A 17,336-nucleotide genomic window follows, 5' to 3' on the forward strand; every position below is an offset into this window, starting at 1 on the left:
TCCCTACATTATATATACTCTTAAATTGCACATATGAATTTATATATTTTTGCTTTCTAAAATAACTAGTTTAGCTCTAATGTTGTATTACCTAAAAAAGTAATTTTTAAATTATAATAAAGGACTTATACTTTCATGAAAATAGCTTCTATATTATAATGTTTTTTTCATTATAATACACTAGAAGTAAATTTATAACAGTAATTTTTTATATACATCACTATATACATTCCATTTAATTTTACACCTTTATTTACAAATAAAGTCACAGCTAATTATTACATTTAGTTTTAATATACTAAATTTTTTCCAACTTAAAATTCATATGCTATATCTTATATTGTTCATTTTAAAACTTATTAATGGATATATTAGAAAAGACACAGCTATATACTGCGTCTTTCTATATACCCTTACTTATTAATATATTCTAAACACCTGTTTTTTCCATTGTTTTTTGAATTTTTACATCCATTATCTAACAACACTACCAGTTGGAAGCTTTCCAGGGTCAGCTAAGAATAATTTACTATCATCATTAGTTGATGCTGCTAAAATCATTCCTTGTGATAATTCCCCTCTTAATGTTACAGGTTTTAAGTTTGCAACTAAAACTACATATTTTCCAACTAACTCTTCTGGTTTGTAATGACATGCAATCCCTGAAACTACCTGTCTTACTTCTCCACCTAAATCAACTTTAAGTTTCAAAAGTTTCTTAGCTTTCTTTATTGGCTCACATTCTAAAACCTTAACAACTCTCAAATCTATCTTTTCGAAATCATCAATTGTAATTTCTTCTTTAATAGGAGTCATTTCTTGAACTTCTTCAACAGCTTCTTGAGCTACTTGAGCTACTAATCTTTGCTCTTCAGCTATCTTGTTAAGCTCTTCTAACTTCTTCTCAACATCTATTCTTGGGAAGATAACTCCAGTTTTATTAACCTTAGTTCCTGCTTGAGTACCATCGAAGGATGCTAAGCTATCCCAAGTTGTTAAATCAACATTTAATTGCTCGTTGATTCTTTCACTTGTCTTTGGTAAGAATGCAGATACTAAAACTGATGTGAATCTTAAAGCTTCAGCTAAATTATATAAAACAGTTGCTAATCTATCTTTCTTTTCTTCATCTTTTCCAAGTACCCATGGTTCTGTCTCATCTATAAATTTATTTGTTCTTCTAATTAAAGCCCAAATGTGATCTAAAGCTTGAGGAATTCTTAAATCATCAATAGCTTCTTCAACTAACTTTGGAGTTTTTAATGCAAGTGTTATTAATTCGTCATCAACAGCTTCCTTAATTACTGGTGCTGGAATATGACCATCAAAATATTTATCAATCATTGTAACAGTTCTTGAAACTAAGTTACCTAGATCATTAGCTAAATCTGAATTTGTCTTTTTGATAAATATCTCATTACTAAAGATACCATCTGCACCAAATGGAATTTCATGTAGTAAATAATATCTTACTGCATCAACACCAAAATGATTTACTAACATTACAGGGTCTACAATGTTACCTTTAGATTTAGACATCTTACCACCTTCAAGCATTAACCATCCGTGTCCAAATACTTGTTTTGGAAGTGGTAAATCTAATGCCATAAGCATTATTGGCCAATAAATAGTATGGAATCTTAAAATATCCTTTCCTATTAAATGTACATCTGCTGGCCAATATTTTTCCATAAGATTTTCTTCATTATTAAATGCACCTAAAGCTGTAATATAGTTTGAAAGTGCATCTATCCAAACATACACAACATGCCCTGGATCAAACTCAACAGGAACTCCCCAATCAAAAGATGTTCTTGAAATACAAAGGTCTTGTAATCCAGGTTTTAAGAAGTTATTTAACATCTCATTCTTTCTTGATTCTGGTTGAATAAATTCTGGATGAGTTTCTATATATTCAATTAATTTATCTGCATACTTAGACATTTTAAAGAAATAAGACTCTTCCTTAGCTTTTTCTACTGGTCTACCACAATCAGGACATTTTCCATCTACTGCTTGAGTTTCTGTCCAGAAAGACTCACATGGTGTACAATATAATCCTTCATAAGAACTCTTATATATATCACCTTGGTCATATAATTTCTTGAAAATTGCTTTTACAGAATCCATATGATATTCATCAGTAGTTCTGATAAATTTGTCATATTTAACATCCATGATGTTCCAAAGTTCTTTTATACCTTCAACAATTTCATCAACATAAGCTTTTGGTGTAACACCTTTTTCTTCTGCTATTCTTTGAATCTTTTGTCCGTGCTCATCTGAACCTGTTAAAAACATTACATCATAACCTGTTAATCTTTTAAATCTTGCAACAGCATCAGCAGCAACTGTTGTATAGGTATTACCTATGTGAAGTTTTGCTGATGGATAATATATAGGTGTAGTAATATAATATGGTTTTTTACTCATACTTTTTAATCCTCCTTGTTGAAAAAAAATGCCTCTAAGCTTATCTATAAGCTTAGAGGCATATTATTTACGCGTTACCACTCTAATTCATCCTTATTTCTCAATAAGGATCTCAATAGGTATATATTTCTATCGTACCCTTCAATATAACGGTTGAAACCGAAACATCTTAAATATATCACTTTCAATATAAATTCAGATGTTTTGCTCAGAGTCCATGTTCATAAGATCTTTTATCACCAGCTTTCACCTACCCTGGCTCTCTTTAGATAATCTCCCTTATTACTCTTCTCTTCATAGCTTTTTATGATTTATAATTAAAATCCCTTAGGATATAATCCTTCTCTTTAAAAACAACACATTAAAACTTATTTTGAATCTTATTGAATATAATATGCTTAACACAAAATTATAATACACTTAAATCCAAATTAATAAAATATGTTTCATTAAATTAATTTACACTTTAACTTATTTATGTTTTTTTGTCAAGGCTATATTATAAAGTTACATTTAAATCAATTTAAGATTTTACTTTTTATAACTTAAATGTTATTATATATTCAATTATATTCTTACTTTGTCTAATTAAAAAACTTCTTTGTTTTCATCTTTAATATTTATCTTTAAAGCAGCTTATTCTATTACTAAATATCCATAGGAGGTTTTATGAAAGTTAAAATACGCAAAAATATTTTTTTATTATTTCTAGCATATTTACTTATTTCTGTTACTATTCTATTTTTCATATGGGCAGTATACAAAAAATCTTATTCTTCTATACCTATGACTGCTTTTTTAATTTATTATTTTATATTTCTAATCAATAATCTGAAAAAACAACTTTAATTATAAGCATTTTATCCACTTAATTATAAAAAAATAATCATCTCAAAAGTAATTTTACATAAAATAAATAAAAAACTAAATTTTTATAAAAAACTTTTATTTTATATGTATATTATTCTTTAAATGGTTAATAATATTAATACATATATGATCCCCCTAATTATATATGTATCCCCCATTTAGCATTTATAATGCAAAAGTCCTACTTGAGTGCCCTCAGTAGGACTTTCTTCATTAAATAAAAAAAGATCTAGATACAATATCTCAATACCTTAAATTGAGTACTATATCTAAATCTTTATATCTTAATTACCCTTTTAATTTTAAATCAACATTTTTTATTTCCCCAAATAAAAAACATAATTATTTCATGTAGTCTAATATATCTTAAAATTATTTAAAACTTATGCAACATCCTCTAAGTCTTTTTTCTTATTTCCCCTTAAGAAGTTCAACTTAGTTTCAGCTGTGATTAGTCCAACTAAAATAAATGCACATCCAATAACCATCTTAACAGTAAATAATTCTCCTAGAATTATAACTGATGCTAAAGCACCAAATACACTCTCTAAAGATAAAATTATAGCTGCATGAGTTGATGTCGTATATTTTTGTGCTGAGTTTTGAATAATATATGCAACCATAGTGCTTACTGCACCTAAGTAAAATACCGCTGCCCATCCTACTGTTGGTACATTAGTAGGCATTCCTTCCCCTGATATAAGGACCGCGATTACTGAAAGTATCATAGCCGTTGCCATTTGTAATACTGTTATTATAATTGGGTCTGACTTTTGTGTAAAATGCTCCACAACTATAATATACATTGCAAAGAATACCGCACAAACAACTGTTAAGCCGTCCCCTAAAAGCTGAGTACTCTCGAAAGAAGCCTCACCATTTAAACTTAACAATCCCATACCTAATAAGCATATAAAAGTCGCTGCAAAAGTATAGTTATCAGGTTTCTTTTTCTTTACAAACCAATAAAAAAATGGAACCATAACTACGTTTAATCCAGTTAAAAAAGACTGTTTTCCTGGAGTGGTATAATTAAGTCCTACTGTTTGAGTAGTAAATGCTAAAAATAATACAATACCTACTATAACCCCAGCTTTTACGTCTTGTTTATTGATTTTTTTAAGCTTTTTAAAGAATATTATTGCCATTAATACAAAGGCTACTCCGAATCTTATGGCCATTGTATAATATGTACCTATCCCATTACTTAAAGATAAATCAGTAGCAACAAATCCTAAGCCCCATATTAAAGCACATAGCAATAAGGCTAAATCTGCCATTACAGTTTTCTTCTTTTCGTTCATTATAATTAAATCCCCCTCTTTTGAAATCAATCGTCTCATGCCTTAAAACGATTTTTTTCTTAAATTATCTTAATAATCATACATCATTATAAAGATAAGTTCCAGTAAAAGGTTTTCTATTCTTTTACTAATTAAGACTCTATAATAGAGTCTTAATTATATTTTATCCCCACTTTTAGCTCAACTTTATCCCCAAAGAGCCAAGTAACCACTTACTAAACCGTTATAGGCTTATATTTTTACTTTATACAAATTAATTCTTTAGAAGTTTTTGTTAGAATTTCTACTCCATCATTTTTAACAACAACAGTATCTTCTATTCTAACTCCACCCCAATCAGGAATATAAAGACCTGGTTCTACAGTTACAACACAGTTTTCTTCGAAAACTCTGTTCCCCGCGTAACTTATAAATGGCTGTTCATGTAATTCTAAGCCCACACCATGACCTATACCTGAATAATAGTATTCTATATACTTTTCTGAAGCTGCTCTTGCTAAATCATCTGGAGTCTTTGTTGAAACACCAGTTTTAATAGAGTTTTGAGCATCCTCTTGAGCCTTTTTCACCATATTATATATTTCTAGTTGCTTTTCATCAGGTGTGCCCATAACTATTGTTCTTGTCATATCAGAACGATATCCATTATACATAGCGCCATAATCAAATAATAAAAAATCCCCATCTTCTATTACTTTATCCCCTGGCTGCCCATGTAGAAGAGATGTTTTAGCACCTGAAATTAGAATAGTATCAAAAGCAAGTCCATCTGCACCTTCTTTTTTCATATAATATTCTAATTCTAAAGATACTTCTTTTTCAGTCATTCCAACTTTAACGAAGTCTAATATTTTAGAAAAGGCTTTATCAGCAATAATTGCTGCTTTTCTTGTACATTCTATTTCTTCTTCATCTTTAACATATCTTAAATCTTCAATAATTCCATCAGTTGGAACTAATTGAGCTGTAGTTAAACAATTCTTTAATTTTTCATATAAAGAAAAACTAACCACTTCTTGCTCAAAAGCAATTTTAGAAATATTATTCTCTTTAGCAATAGCTTCAACTGATTGTCCTAAAGTATTTCCTGGTCTTGCCCATTTTTCAACTATGAATCCTGGACATTGCTTTTCAGCCTGCTCCGTATATCTTCCATCAGTAATTACATACTGTTTCTCAGGTGTTATAAATAAATACGCACCTGAATCAGTAAACCCACTAATGTATCTAACATTAGGAACCTTACTTATAAAGAATCCGTCAATCCCCTGACTTCTCATAACTTCTTTTAATCTACTTAATCTTTTCATACAACTCACCTACTGTGTTTTAAAGTAAAGTATCCTATTTTCTTTTTGAATCATAAGAAGACATTTCTTTAGATTTCTCAGCACAAGCCATCATACCTTCAATAACAGCATTTCTCATGCCATATTTTTCCATAGCTATAACAGCATCTATAGTTGTTCCTGCTGGAGAACAAACCATGTCTTTTATTTCTCCTGGATGCTTTCCTGTTTCAAGAATCATTTTAGCTGTACCTAATACTGCTTGTGAAGCCATCTTGTATGCACTTGGACGTGTTAATCCTAATGCAACACCTGCATCAGCCATAGCTTCTACAAATAAGCATACATAAGCTGGAGATGATCCACTAATTGCTATAAATGCATCTATGAAACTTTCTTTAAGTATTTCTACTTTTCCAAAACTTTGATATATTTCTTTAACTAAATCTAGTTCTTCATCACTAATGTTTCTATTAGGACATAGAGCTGACATAGCTTCTGAAACTAAAGCTGGTGTATTAGGCATAGTTCTAACTAACTTTATACCTCTTTCAAAAGAATGTTCTATTTCAGCAATAGTTACTCCTGCCATTATACTTACTATAATACAATCCTTTTTAACCTTTGACTTTATTTCATCCGCAACTATTGGAAATATATTAGGTTTAACAGATAATATCAATACATCAGCTTCAGCTACAACTTCTAAGTTAGATTTAGTAGTCCTAACCCCTAACTCCTTCTCTGCTATATCTAAAGATGGTTGATATAAATCTGAAACTATGATATTTGTACTTGGTACAAGGTTAGATTTAATTATCCCCCCCATCATAGCTCTTCCCATATTTCCACAGCCTATAAAACCTATAATTTTATCCATAACTAAATAAGTCCCCCTCAAGTATTTATAAGGAACCAAGGATACTCTCCTATATCCTTGGTACCCATATTCCACACATTATATTGCTATACAATTCTTGCAATATACCCTCAAACATTATTAAGGGATCTTCTTAGTAAAGTTTATAATTAGCAGCAGCTTGCTACTCCTTCTATCTCTTGTTCTGTTCTGTTTATGATTTCATCTTGTAATACTTTATTTAAATTACAGAAGTAATCACTGTATCCAGCAACACGAACTATTAAGTCCTTGTATTCATCTGGATTTTCTTGAGCTCTCATTAAAGTAGCTCTGTCAACAACGTTAAATTGGATATGGTGTCCACCCATCTTGAAGTAAGATCTTACTAATTTAACGATATTATTTAATCCATCATCACCAGCAACAACCCCTGGAGTGAATTTTTGATTTAATAGTGTACCACCAGTTTTTACGTGGTCCATTTTAGAAGCTGATTTAATAACTGCTGTTGGGCCGTTTCTATCAGCGTTCTTTGATGGAGATATACCTTCTGAAGTTGGTAATGCAGATTTTCTTCCATCAGCACTTGCGCCCATTACTTTACCAAAGTAAACGTGACAAGTTGTTGGAAGCATATCAATTCTGTAAGTACCACCATTTACAGTTGGTCTTCCATCTATAGATTTTTGGTACATATTAAATACTTCTTTCATAATGTCATCAGCATAGTCATCATCGTTACCATACTTAGGAGTATTGTTACATACTAAGCTGTATACATCATTATGACCTTCGAAGTTATCTTCTAAAGCTTTCATTAATTCAGCCATTGAGAAGTTTTTATTATCGAATACATTGTATTTAATTGAAGATAAAGCATCTGTAATTGTTCCAATACCAACACCTTGAACATATTTTACATTGTATCTAGCTCCACCAGCATTGTAGTCTTTTGCATTAGTGATACAGTCATCAATAACAACAGACATAAATGGTGAAGGCATCATTGTAGCGTATATTCTTTCGATGATTTGGTTACCTTCAAGTTTAATTTCAACAAAGTGATGAACTTGTTTTGTATAAGCTTCGAATAATTCTTCGTAGCTCTTGAAGTCTTCAGCCTTACCAGTTTGTAAACCTATTTGTTTCTTAGTTCTTGGGTCGTAACCATTATTTAATGTAATTTCAAGAATCTTAGGTAAGTTAAAGTATCCTGTTAAAGCATAACACTCCTTACCAAAAGCACCAGTTTCAACACATCCACTAGTTCCACCACATCTAGCATCTTCGATAGATTTTCCAACTCTTAACATTTCTTCAATAACTGTCTCTACGTTGAACATTGATGGCTGTCCAAATCCAGTTCTAACAATCTTAGCAGCTCTCTTAATAAAGCTATCTGGATTTAGTCTACTTACTTGGATATTTGAACTTGGTTGTAATAATCTCATTTCTTCAATTACATCTAAAATCATAAATGTTACTTCATTAACAGCGTCCTTACCTTCTTTAGTAACACCACCTAAGTTAATGTTACAGAAATCTGTGTAAGTTCCACTTTCCTCTAAAGTTATACCAACTTTTGGAGGAGCTGGTTGGTTGTTAAATTTAACCCAGAAACACTCTAATAATTCTGTAGCTTGCTCTTCAGTTAAAGTTCCAGCTTCATTTTCTTTTTTGTAGAATGGATATAAGTGACTATCTAATCTTCCTGGGCTGAATGAATCCCAAGTATTTAACTCGATAGTTACTCCTAAGTGTACAAACCAGTACATTTGTAATGCTTCACGGAATGTTCTTGGAGCATGTTCTGGTACCCATCTACAAGTTTCAGCTATTTCTAATAATTCAGATTTTCTTTGTGGACATTCTTCTTTAGCAGCTAATTCTTCTGCTAAATCTGCATGTCTGTGTGCAAATATAATTAATCCATCACAAACGATATCCATAGCTTTTAATTCAGCTTCTTTATCGTATGCTTGTACGTCATTTACGAAGTCTAACTTAGCTATTTCTTCAGCTATTTGAGCTTTGAAATCTAAGAATCCTTTATGATAAATCTTGTCTCCACAAACTGCATGTCCTGGTGATCTTTGCTCCATGAATTCAGTAATAATACCTGCTTCATATAAGTCATGCCATTCTGGAGTCATTCTATCAAGTATAATTTTTCTTAAAGCTCTATTTTCCCAGTAAGGAATTATTTCTTCCTTTTGGAATTGTTTTTTCTCTTCATTTACTCTAAAAGATATCTTTTCACGTCTGTCCATGATATCGAAATCTTCTAAAGTGTGACAACATAATTCTGGATAGTTTGGTGTAGCAGCTGGTGCTGAACCTTTTTCCCCTACTATTAACTCTCCATCATTGATACAAACAGTTTTATTAGCCATAACATGTTTGAATGCTAATGCTCTTAAAACCGGTGTTGGTACTGTACCTTGATACATTTTGTAAGCTTCTGTTATATATTTTGCTCTTTCTAAGCAAATATATGGGTCAGCGCTAACACTTTGAGCTCTTAATTTTTTAACTCTTTCTGTCATCATAATAGATTACCCCCCAATCTTTACTTTTAAACCTACATTTTTGAAAATTTCTGACAATTCATTCATTTTCGCATGTGATGGTTCTTGAATTTCTTGTAATTTAAGATCCATATTTAATCTTTTATATTTATCCATACCCATTTTGTGATATGGTAAAAGATTCACTTGAATAATGTTTAGGTTCTTTAATAATTCAGCAGCCTTTTTTAAATCTTCTATATCATCATTAACACCTGGTATTATAGGCATTCTGATGTAAATATTTTTCCCCAAGTCCGATAACTTCTTCAAGTTATCCAAAATCAATTCATTTGGTACTGAGGTATAAATTTTGTGTTTATCACTATTCATATGCTTCAAATCATATAAGAATAAGTCTGTATAATCTACTATCTTTTCAAACTTATCCCATGATACATACCCACAAGTATCTATTGTAGTGTGTATGTCCATTCTCTTGCACTTCTTCATTACTTCTCTTAAAAAATCAGCTTGGATAAGTGGCTCTCCCCCTGAGAAAGTTACTCCCCCATTTGATTCATCATAGAATACCTGATCTTTCATAATTTCTTTAAATAACTCATCTACAGAAATATACTTTCCTTTAATAACCCTTGCTTCATTAATGCAATATTTCGAACATTCAGAGCAAAGTTCACAACTCTCAGAATTATATTTAAGTTTGCCATCAACAATTGATAAGGCGCCCTTTGGACAATGTTTTATACAATTTCCACAAGCCGTACACTTTTCTTCCCAGTACATTACTTCTGGTTCTAGATGCTGACTTTCTGGATTGTGACACCACCAACAATTAAGTGGACAACCCTTGAAAAATACTGTTGTACGTATGCCTGGACCATCATGAATAGAATATTTTTGTATATTAATTATTGTGCCCTTCATCCCCATCATCCTCTTTTACTTTTTATTAAACCATTATATACTAAGTCGACTATTTAACTATTGGACTACTATTAAAAGCATTTGGAGTGTGTACTGTTAGTATTCTAACCATCTTATTAGTTCCATTAGACCAATTATGGAATAAATTCGAATCATAGTGTGCTGAATCCCCTGGATATAACTCGTATTTATCTGTTCCTACTATTAAAGTTAAAACACCTTCTAAAACATATACAAACTCTTCTCCATTATGCTGATACGTAGATATATCTTCCTTTTCTATAGAAGCTGCAGGAAGTATTTCTATTATTCTAGGTAGTAAACTCTTATTTTCTATATCATTACTTAAATGATATGTTATAAATTGAGAATTAACAACCTGAAACACTTCTTTTTCATAACTTCTTAGAATAGGCTTTTTGTTTTCCTTTGGAATAACAAAGAAATAAGACAAATCTACTTCTAATACAGCAGCGATCTTTTCTAGCGAGTCAATTGCAATTGTTGTCATACCTCTTTCAAGCTGTGATAGAAACCCTATAGATAAGTCAGTTATAGCACTCATTTCCTTTAAAGTCATCTTTTTATTGGTTCTAAGCTCTTTAATTTTTGTACCTATATCTGATGCCATAATTTAGTCCTTTCTGTTTTCTATCTTTTTTGAATATATAAATCCCTTTGCTATCATTATACTACTAATATCATGAAAAAATCCACTATTTTCTATGAAAATTATCATGAAAATGAAAAAAATTTTTCTCAGCTGAAACTTGCATTTTTATAATCTCCATTTTATTTATGTAAGTAAATACTATACAATTTATTTTTAATAACTTTTATCAATATTGAGTAAATTCTCATATGATATATTTATAACCAAACTTTAGGAGATGAGATGTATACCATGTATTTTAAAAACCAAAATTTTAAAAATGATTTACACACAGCAAACACTAAAAATAATACTAAGGATTCCTTAACTAAATCAAATACACCTTCCTTTAAAGAATCAAAGGAAAGAGCTAAGATTGCTGAAGATCTTATATATATAGACACATTATCCTCCTTAGTTTCATCTTTAAAATCTGCAGTAGATGAAATTAACTCTTCAGACTATAGTAAAAAGTCCTTAGGCCGTTTCAAGGAAAGAATAGAAAGAATTTTAAGTGATTTAGATTATCCTGTAAGATAATATTTTACTTAAATATTAGTTTTTCTTTTAAATAAAAAGAGTTTATCTTATTAAAAATTCATTTCTAACATGTATATGGATATGTGTTCCACATATTAGAATAATTTATCATAAGATAAACTCCTTATATTATAATAATTTAATTAGTAACCACTTTATCTAAGGCATTAGATATATTACAATATAACATATCTATATCTTTCATTTCTTTTCCAACTAAGCTTCTATAAACCTTTAAAGCATCATAATACTGAGCTCTTTCTAAATATAAGTTTCCTTTTAAAAACACTGCTTTATTTTTAAGTTCTTCATCACACTCACTTAAGTTTAGTACCTTATTAATGTACTCTTCAACTAAATCTAAATTCCTTATTTTTAAGTTTATAAGAGCTAGCTCATAAAGAGCATTCCCTATTTGCTCTTTATAATCATTTTCTTCCATAAGTTCATAAGCTTCATTCATATACTTTAAAGCTACTCCATACTGTTCCATATTGTAACAACATAAAGCTAGTCTGTATACAGAATTCGTATAAACATTTATATTAGCCTTATCCCTATTAGACTCAATATAATTTTTATAGTGTTTAGCAGCATTCTTATAATCCTTATACTCAAAGAATTCATCAGCCTTTTTCTCTTCAACCTTTACTAAAACATCCATGAAGTTATGCTTATTACATAACTCTATAGCTTCCTTACATTCCTTATTCCCTATTTCTTTAGCCTTGTCTATTTTCTCTTCACATTGAATTTTTAAGTATTCTTCTCTTGGCATTAATAAATCTCTTATGCTTAAGTTAAGTTCAAAACCTTGTTCTACTGAAAAACGATTAATGTTATCTACTAATATACTGGCTGTAACTGTAGATAACGGAATTTTGTTTCTCTCTATTAAACTTATTAAGTTAGACGAAACTTTATTGTCCGCAAGTTGTTTTTGCGATATACCTAGTAGTTTTCTAAAATGTCTTACTCTTTCTCCACTTGTTAATAGTTCCATATTCAGCACCCCTAAACGAATTAAAATAAATAAGTTAAATTCCCTTTACTAAAAAAAAATAAATAAAATAAAAACTTCTTATATATAATAACGTTTAAGGTTAAATTAAAGTTTCAAAAAAATTAAATTTTTTTTATTATTTTATATGCAAATTCCATTTTTCTATTACTTTATTTTATTTTTTGTATTTTATGCTTATTTTTTCATTTTAAAATTAATTCAATTATATTTTTATATAAATACAAAGGATTACCACACTTTAAATCTATCAACAATATATTCACATCTTATAAGAATATCCAATGTGTATACTGTTTATAAATCACTTAGATGATAATCCTTGCTTACTTACTTTACAACATAATTCTAGATAAGTTTATAGCCATTATTATAGCTATAAACTCTGCAAACATAGCTGCCCATAATGTATGTCTTATATTTTTTATTTTTACAGACCCATAATAAACTGATAATGTGTAAAATATAGTTTCTGTTCCTCCCATTATAATAGAAGAAACTAAACCTATATATGTATCTGCTCCATATTGAGTTATAATATCCGTAAAAACTCCTAGCGCTCCACTTCCTGAAAGTGGTTTTATCATGACCAAAGGAAGCACTTCTGAAGGCATTCCTATAATATTAGTTACCGGTGAAATAAAATTAATAAAATACTCTAATATTTTAGATTCTCTTATTATAGCAACTGCAATTAACATTGCTAGTAAATATGGAAAGATCCTAAGACAAATACTCAATCCTTCCTTTGCACCTTCCACAAATACCTCATACACCTTAACTCCTTTTAACAATCCATAAATTACCACCCCACCTATTAATAAAGGTATTATCCCCGTTATTATATATTCAAAAACACTCTTTATTCCTACCATCAATTTTTCCTCCAACTTCTAAAAATATCTTTGTAGTATTTTACAGAATACAACTCCACAAATTGCGGCTGTAGTGGTAGATATTATTGCTGGTAATAATATCATTCCTGGATTAGTAGAGTTACATGCAGCTCTTATGGAGATTACTGTTGTTGGAACCAATTGTATGCATGCTGTATTCAAAACTAAAAATACTGCCATATCATCTGTAGCTGTATCTTTATCTGGATTTAACTTTTGCATTTCCTCTAAAGCCTTTATCCCTGCTGGAGTAGCCGCATTAGATAGTCCCATCATATTAGCTGTTAAATTCATAATAACTGATTCCATAGCTGCATGGCTCTTTCCTTCTCTTTTAAATATCCTTCCTAATATAGGTCTTAATACTTTAGCTAACTTTTCTGTAAGCCCACTTTCTGTAGCTATCTTCATTACTCCGCACCACAAGCACATCATTCCACATAACTTTATAATTAATTCTACTGTATTTCCTGTTGATGCTACTATACTTTGAGACACCGCTTCAATTCTTCCTGTTAGCATAGCAAATACTACCCCTATGCCTATTAAGAAAAACCAAACCTTATTAATCACAAAAATCCCCTCCTAAGCATATAATAATTCTTTTATACTCTTTAATAATTATATGAAGGGTTTTTCATTTTATTTATAAATATTGCCTTGTACTGAAATTATTTTAATGATAGGATTTTATTGACATAATTAAGTACCTAGGAGGAATCTATGAATTTGAATGATTCTATGAAATACATAGAAAGTGAATATAAAATTATAAACTCTACTAATTGTAATCTTTGCAATGCTAATTTTACTATAACTAAACTAGATATTGAATTTTTTAATAATATAGCTCACAAGATTTACTATTGCTCCTGTGAGAAGTGTGGTAAAGAAAAGCTATTTATTTTCAATGCTCCATATGTATCTAATATTAATGATAAAATTCTAATTAACTCTAAATTTAATAGAGATCTTCTAAATACACTTAAATTTTAATTATGCTACTTAAGTTTATATAACTTTGTATTCATGATTAAGCTTATACGCAAAAGCGAGAATGACCTTAAAGTCATTCTCGCTTTTCTAAATCTCTTACATATTAATATATTTATAATAACAATTAATAGTCTCTAAATCCTTCTCCGATAACTTCTTTTGCCTCCATTATAGTCATGAACGCTTTAGGATCTATTTCTTTTACTATTTTTTGTAATTCTACAATCTCATTTTTTCTTACAACAACATATAATAAGTTCTTTTCATGCTGAGTATACATTCCTGTACCTCTAAGTGAAGTAGCCCCTCTTTTCAGTCTTGATATTATAGATTTACCAAGCTCTTCATGCTTATCTGAAACAATTAACACTGATTTAGATAAATCTCCACCATCTATTATAGTAGAAACAACTCTAGATATTATGTATACGGCTATAAGAGCATACATAGCTTTCTCAACGCCAAATACAGCAGCTCCAATTGCTATTATCGTAGAATCTATACATAGCATTATCTTTGCCAATGGAAAATTCTTTTTAGCAGTATGTATTATTGTTGCAGCCATGTCTGTTCCACCAGTTGTAGCTGATGCTCTTAATACTATCCCTATACCTACACCTAAAAATATAGCACCATATACAGCATTCATCAACATCCCTGGATCTTCAACTAAAGGTGGTATAAAACCTGTGAACCATAATGCTACTGATAAGAACCCTGCAGAAAATGCAGATTTGGCAATAAATTTAAAGCCTAATTGTTTTGCTGCTATTAAAAATAATGGTAAGTTTACTATTATATTTGTGACCCACATAGGTATATTAACTAAGTAATCTAAAATAATAGATACACCTGTTATACCTCCAACAACTAAATCTGATGGTGATAAAAACCAGTTAAGTCCTAATGATAAAATTAAATTTCCAAGCATTATCATTAAAAGTTCTACGATTAATTTTTTCCTATTTCCTCTTTTGTTTAATTCTACGTCTTCCATTACTTCTGACATATAATTTCCCCCTTATGCTAGCTAACATTATTATGTATATATATCAGTGAATTCACTGTTGAAAAGTTTTAATATTCTTCTAGTTTAAAACCTTTTACTAGAATCGGATTTTTACCCTGGAAGAACAACCAGTTGTAAAGTTTATCACCTCTGAAAAATATAATCAAGCCATTACTTTATCATATTAATGCAAAATAAGGATAATTGACATTTTTTCAAATTTTGTCACAAATAACATTTTATTTTTTATGTATTTCATTAAATTATTTCTTTTGTATAATTATATACTGCTTTTCCAGAAAAATTACTAGAACCATATATTATATTAACACTTTTATAAAGCATAAAAAAGAGCAATCTTTATAAGATTGCTCTTTAATTTCATTTATATAACTTTCAATTTAAAAACTTTAATTATTTATTAGAATTTCTCACCAATTGTCTTAGCTTGCATGAATAATTGTAAGTAATCAGCTCCACCAGCTTTTGAATCTGTTCCAGACATGTTGAATCCACCAAATGGCTCAGTTCCAACTAATGCTCCAGTACATTTTCTGTTAATGTATAAGTTACCAGCATGAACTTCTCTCTTAGCTTTTTCGATTTTTGTTCTGTTTTTAGTGTAAACAGCAGCAGTTAATCCATAGATAGTGTTATTAGCTATAGCTATAGCATCATCAAAATCTTCTGCTTTAATCATAGCTACAAGTGGTCCAAATACCTCTTCTTGAGCTAATCTATCTGTTGGTTTTATATCAGCGATTACAGTTGGTGCTAAGAAGTAACCGTCTTCTGATAATCTAACTCCACCAGTTAATACTCTACCTTCTTGTTTACCGATTTCAACATACTCAAGTACTTTGTTAACTGAGTTTTGATCGATAACAGCAGTCATATTGTAACCAAACTCTCTAGCTGGTCCTACTGTCCAAGTCTTAGCTATGCTAGCAACTTTTTCTACAACTTCATCATAAACATCTTTAACGATGATAGCTCTTGAACAAGCTGAACATTTTTGTCCTTGGAATCCAAATGCAGATTGAGCGATTCCTAAAGCAGCTGCATCTAAATCTGAGTCTGAATCAACTACGATACAGTCTTTTCCACCCATTTCAGCTATAACTCTCTTAATCCATTTTTGTCCTGGTGCAACATCTGCAGCCATTTTATTTATTCTTAAACCAACTTCCATTGATCCTGTGAAGTTTACAAATCTCATATCTTTGTGAGCAACTAAGTAGTCACCTACAGCTCCACCTGGTCCTGGTAAGTAGTTAACTACACCTGCAGGTAAGCCTATTTCTTCTAAAACTTCCATGAATTTAGCAGCTATAATTGGAGTTGTACTAGCTGGTTTCATTATTACAGTGTTACCTGCAACAACAGCCGCAGCAGTCATACCAACTAATATAGCTAGTGGGAAGTTCCAAGGTGCAACTACAAGACCTACTCCTAATGGAATATATCTACATTCATTTTGTTCACCTTCATATTCACATAACTCCATACCTTTGTCTAGAGTTAACATTTGTCTACCGTAGTACTCTAAGAAGTCTATTGCTTCTGCTGTATCAGCATCAGCTTCTACCCATATCTTACCTGCTTCTTCACAAAGTAAAGCAGAGAACTCATGTCTACGTCTTCTTATGATAGCAGCAGCATTAAATAAGTAGTTTGCTCTTTCATGAGCTGGAACGTACTTCCAAGTTTCGAAAGCTTTTAAAGCAGATTGCATAGCTTTTTCAGCTAATTCAACATCAGCCTTAGCTGTTGTTCCGATAACTTCTGAAATTTTTGATGGGTTGATTGAAGTTATTTTAGCTTCAGTGTCAATTTTTTCTCCACCAATGATTAATGGGAAGTGTTGACCTTTCCAAGAATCAATTTTAGCAAATGCAGCTTCCATAGCTTTCTTGTTTTCTTCTAAATTATAGTTTAAATATTCTTCGTTTTTGTACTTTGGTAACATTATTTTTCCCCCATTCATAATTATTACTTGTTAAAGTATC

General features: G+C 30.4%; 14 protein-coding genes and 1 other annotated feature. Of the genes, 2 read left to right on the forward strand and 12 right to left on the reverse strand.

Annotation, left to right across the window (positions count from 1 at the left end; genetic code table 11):
• Window positions 1-474: 474 nt before the first annotated feature.
• The 7 genes from metG to BUA48_RS07785 form a co-directional block, all read right to left on the reverse strand.
• The gene (gene metG / locus BUA48_RS07750; RefSeq protein WP_278336836.1) at window positions 475-2,463 is read right to left on the reverse strand and encodes a methionine--tRNA ligase; all 1,989 of its coding nucleotides are present in this window, start codon (window positions 2,461-2,463) and stop codon (window positions 475-477) included.
• 21 nt (window positions 2,464-2,484) lie between these two features.
• Window positions 2,485-2,740, reverse strand: a binding site (T-box leader).
• Between the two features lie 946 nt (window positions 2,741-3,686).
• Entirely contained in the window at window positions 3,687-4,607 is a 921-nt protein-coding gene (locus BUA48_RS07760; RefSeq protein ID WP_072831482.1) for a DMT family transporter, read from the reverse strand.
• 239 nt (window positions 4,608-4,846) lie between these two features.
• Window positions 4,847-5,917 carry a M24 family metallopeptidase gene (locus tag BUA48_RS07765; RefSeq protein WP_072831483.1) on the reverse strand — a complete coding sequence of 357 codons (1,071 nt, stop codon included), beginning with the start codon at window positions 5,915-5,917 and terminating at the stop codon, window positions 4,847-4,849.
• 34 nt (window positions 5,918-5,951) lie between these two features.
• Window positions 5,952-6,776 (reverse strand): pyrroline-5-carboxylate reductase, encoded by an 825-nt coding sequence (proC, locus tag BUA48_RS07770; protein ID WP_072831484.1) that lies wholly within the window; start codon window positions 6,774-6,776, stop codon window positions 5,952-5,954.
• Window positions 6,777-6,925: 149 nt separating this feature from the next.
• Window positions 6,926-9,307 carry a trans-4-hydroxy-L-proline dehydratase gene (gene hypD / locus BUA48_RS07775; protein ID WP_072831485.1) on the reverse strand — a complete coding sequence of 794 codons (2,382 nt, stop codon included), beginning with the start codon at window positions 9,305-9,307 and terminating at the stop codon, window positions 6,926-6,928.
• A 6-nt stretch (window positions 9,308-9,313) separates the two neighbouring features.
• Complete coding sequence (locus tag BUA48_RS07780; protein WP_072831486.1) at window positions 9,314-10,213, reverse strand: trans-4-hydroxy-L-proline dehydratase activase; 900 nt, start codon at window positions 10,211-10,213, stop codon at window positions 9,314-9,316.
• 49 nt (window positions 10,214-10,262) lie between these two features.
• Window positions 10,263-10,844 (reverse strand): helix-turn-helix domain-containing protein, encoded by a 582-nt coding sequence (locus tag BUA48_RS07785; protein WP_072831487.1) that lies wholly within the window; start codon window positions 10,842-10,844, stop codon window positions 10,263-10,265.
• Window positions 10,845-11,108: 264 nt separating this feature from the next.
• On the opposite strand from BUA48_RS07785, the gene BUA48_RS07790 reads away from it, so the two are divergent.
• Window positions 11,109-11,405 (forward strand): hypothetical protein, encoded by a 297-nt coding sequence (locus BUA48_RS07790; RefSeq protein WP_143147685.1) that lies wholly within the window; start codon window positions 11,109-11,111, stop codon window positions 11,403-11,405.
• Between the two features lie 139 nt (window positions 11,406-11,544).
• On the opposite strand, the gene BUA48_RS07795 is transcribed toward BUA48_RS07790, so the two are convergent.
• The 3 genes from BUA48_RS07795 to BUA48_RS07805 form a co-directional block, all read right to left on the reverse strand.
• Window positions 11,545-12,408 (reverse strand): helix-turn-helix domain-containing protein, encoded by an 864-nt coding sequence (locus BUA48_RS07795; RefSeq protein WP_072831489.1) that lies wholly within the window; start codon window positions 12,406-12,408, stop codon window positions 11,545-11,547.
• A gap of 353 nt (window positions 12,409-12,761) precedes the next feature.
• Window positions 12,762-13,301 carry a spore maturation protein gene (locus tag BUA48_RS07800; protein ID WP_072831490.1) on the reverse strand — a complete coding sequence of 180 codons (540 nt, stop codon included), beginning with the start codon at window positions 13,299-13,301 and terminating at the stop codon, window positions 12,762-12,764.
• Between the two features lie 18 nt (window positions 13,302-13,319).
• Window positions 13,320-13,895, reverse strand: a complete 576-nt coding sequence (locus tag BUA48_RS07805) for a nucleoside recognition domain-containing protein (RefSeq protein WP_072831491.1) — start codon at window positions 13,893-13,895, stop codon at window positions 13,320-13,322.
• 150 nt (window positions 13,896-14,045) lie between these two features.
• Between BUA48_RS07805 and BUA48_RS07810 the strand changes: the two genes are divergently transcribed.
• On the forward strand, window positions 14,046-14,318 hold the full coding sequence (locus tag BUA48_RS07810) for a hypothetical protein (RefSeq protein ID WP_072831492.1): 273 nt from the start codon (window positions 14,046-14,048) through the stop codon (window positions 14,316-14,318).
• A 124-nt stretch (window positions 14,319-14,442) separates the two neighbouring features.
• On the opposite strand, the gene BUA48_RS07815 is transcribed toward BUA48_RS07810, so the two are convergent.
• Window positions 14,443-15,327 carry a YitT family protein gene (locus BUA48_RS07815; RefSeq protein WP_242944318.1) on the reverse strand — a complete coding sequence of 295 codons (885 nt, stop codon included), beginning with the start codon at window positions 15,325-15,327 and terminating at the stop codon, window positions 14,443-14,445.
• Between the two features lie 421 nt (window positions 15,328-15,748).
• Complete coding sequence (gene pruA / locus BUA48_RS07820) at window positions 15,749-17,296, reverse strand: L-glutamate gamma-semialdehyde dehydrogenase (protein WP_072831493.1); 1,548 nt, start codon at window positions 17,294-17,296, stop codon at window positions 15,749-15,751.
• Between the last annotated feature and the right edge of the window lie 40 nt (window positions 17,297-17,336).

Source organism: Clostridium collagenovorans DSM 3089, assembly GCF_900130005.1.
GTDB lineage: Bacteria > Bacillota > Clostridia > Clostridiales > Clostridiaceae > Clostridium_D > Clostridium_D collagenovorans.

Bases quoted from the DNA above. Each gene is read 5' to 3' on its own strand.
- BUA48_RS07760 (WP_072831482.1), bottom strand. From the start codon at position 4,607: ATGAACGAAAAGAAGAAAACTGTAATGGCAGATTTAGCCTTATTGCTA.
- BUA48_RS07765 (WP_072831483.1), bottom strand. From the start codon at position 5,917: ATGAAAAGATTAAGTAGATTAAAAGAAGTTATGAGAAGTCAGGGGATT.
- pruA (WP_072831493.1), bottom strand. From the start codon at position 17,296: ATGTTACCAAAGTACAAAAACGAAGAATATTTAAACTATAATTTAGAA.
- BUA48_RS07795 (WP_072831489.1), bottom strand. From the start codon at position 12,408: ATGGAACTATTAACAAGTGGAGAAAGAGTAAGACATTTTAGAAAACTA.
- BUA48_RS07815 (WP_242944318.1), bottom strand. From the start codon at position 15,327: ATGTCAGAAGTAATGGAAGACGTAGAATTAAACAAAAGAGGAAATAGG.
- hypD (WP_072831485.1), bottom strand. From the start codon at position 9,307: ATGATGACAGAAAGAGTTAAAAAATTAAGAGCTCAAAGTGTTAGCGCT.
- BUA48_RS07790 (WP_143147685.1), top strand. From the start codon at position 11,109: ATGTATACCATGTATTTTAAAAACCAAAATTTTAAAAATGATTTACAC.
- BUA48_RS07785 (WP_072831487.1), bottom strand. From the start codon at position 10,844: ATGGCATCAGATATAGGTACAAAAATTAAAGAGCTTAGAACCAATAAA.
- BUA48_RS07780 (WP_072831486.1), bottom strand. From the start codon at position 10,213: ATGAAGGGCACAATAATTAATATACAAAAATATTCTATTCATGATGGT.
- BUA48_RS07800 (WP_072831490.1), bottom strand. From the start codon at position 13,301: ATGGTAGGAATAAAGAGTGTTTTTGAATATATAATAACGGGGATAATA.
- proC (WP_072831484.1), bottom strand. From the start codon at position 6,776: ATGGATAAAATTATAGGTTTTATAGGCTGTGGAAATATGGGAAGAGCT.
- BUA48_RS07810 (WP_072831492.1), top strand. From the start codon at position 14,046: ATGAATTTGAATGATTCTATGAAATACATAGAAAGTGAATATAAAATT.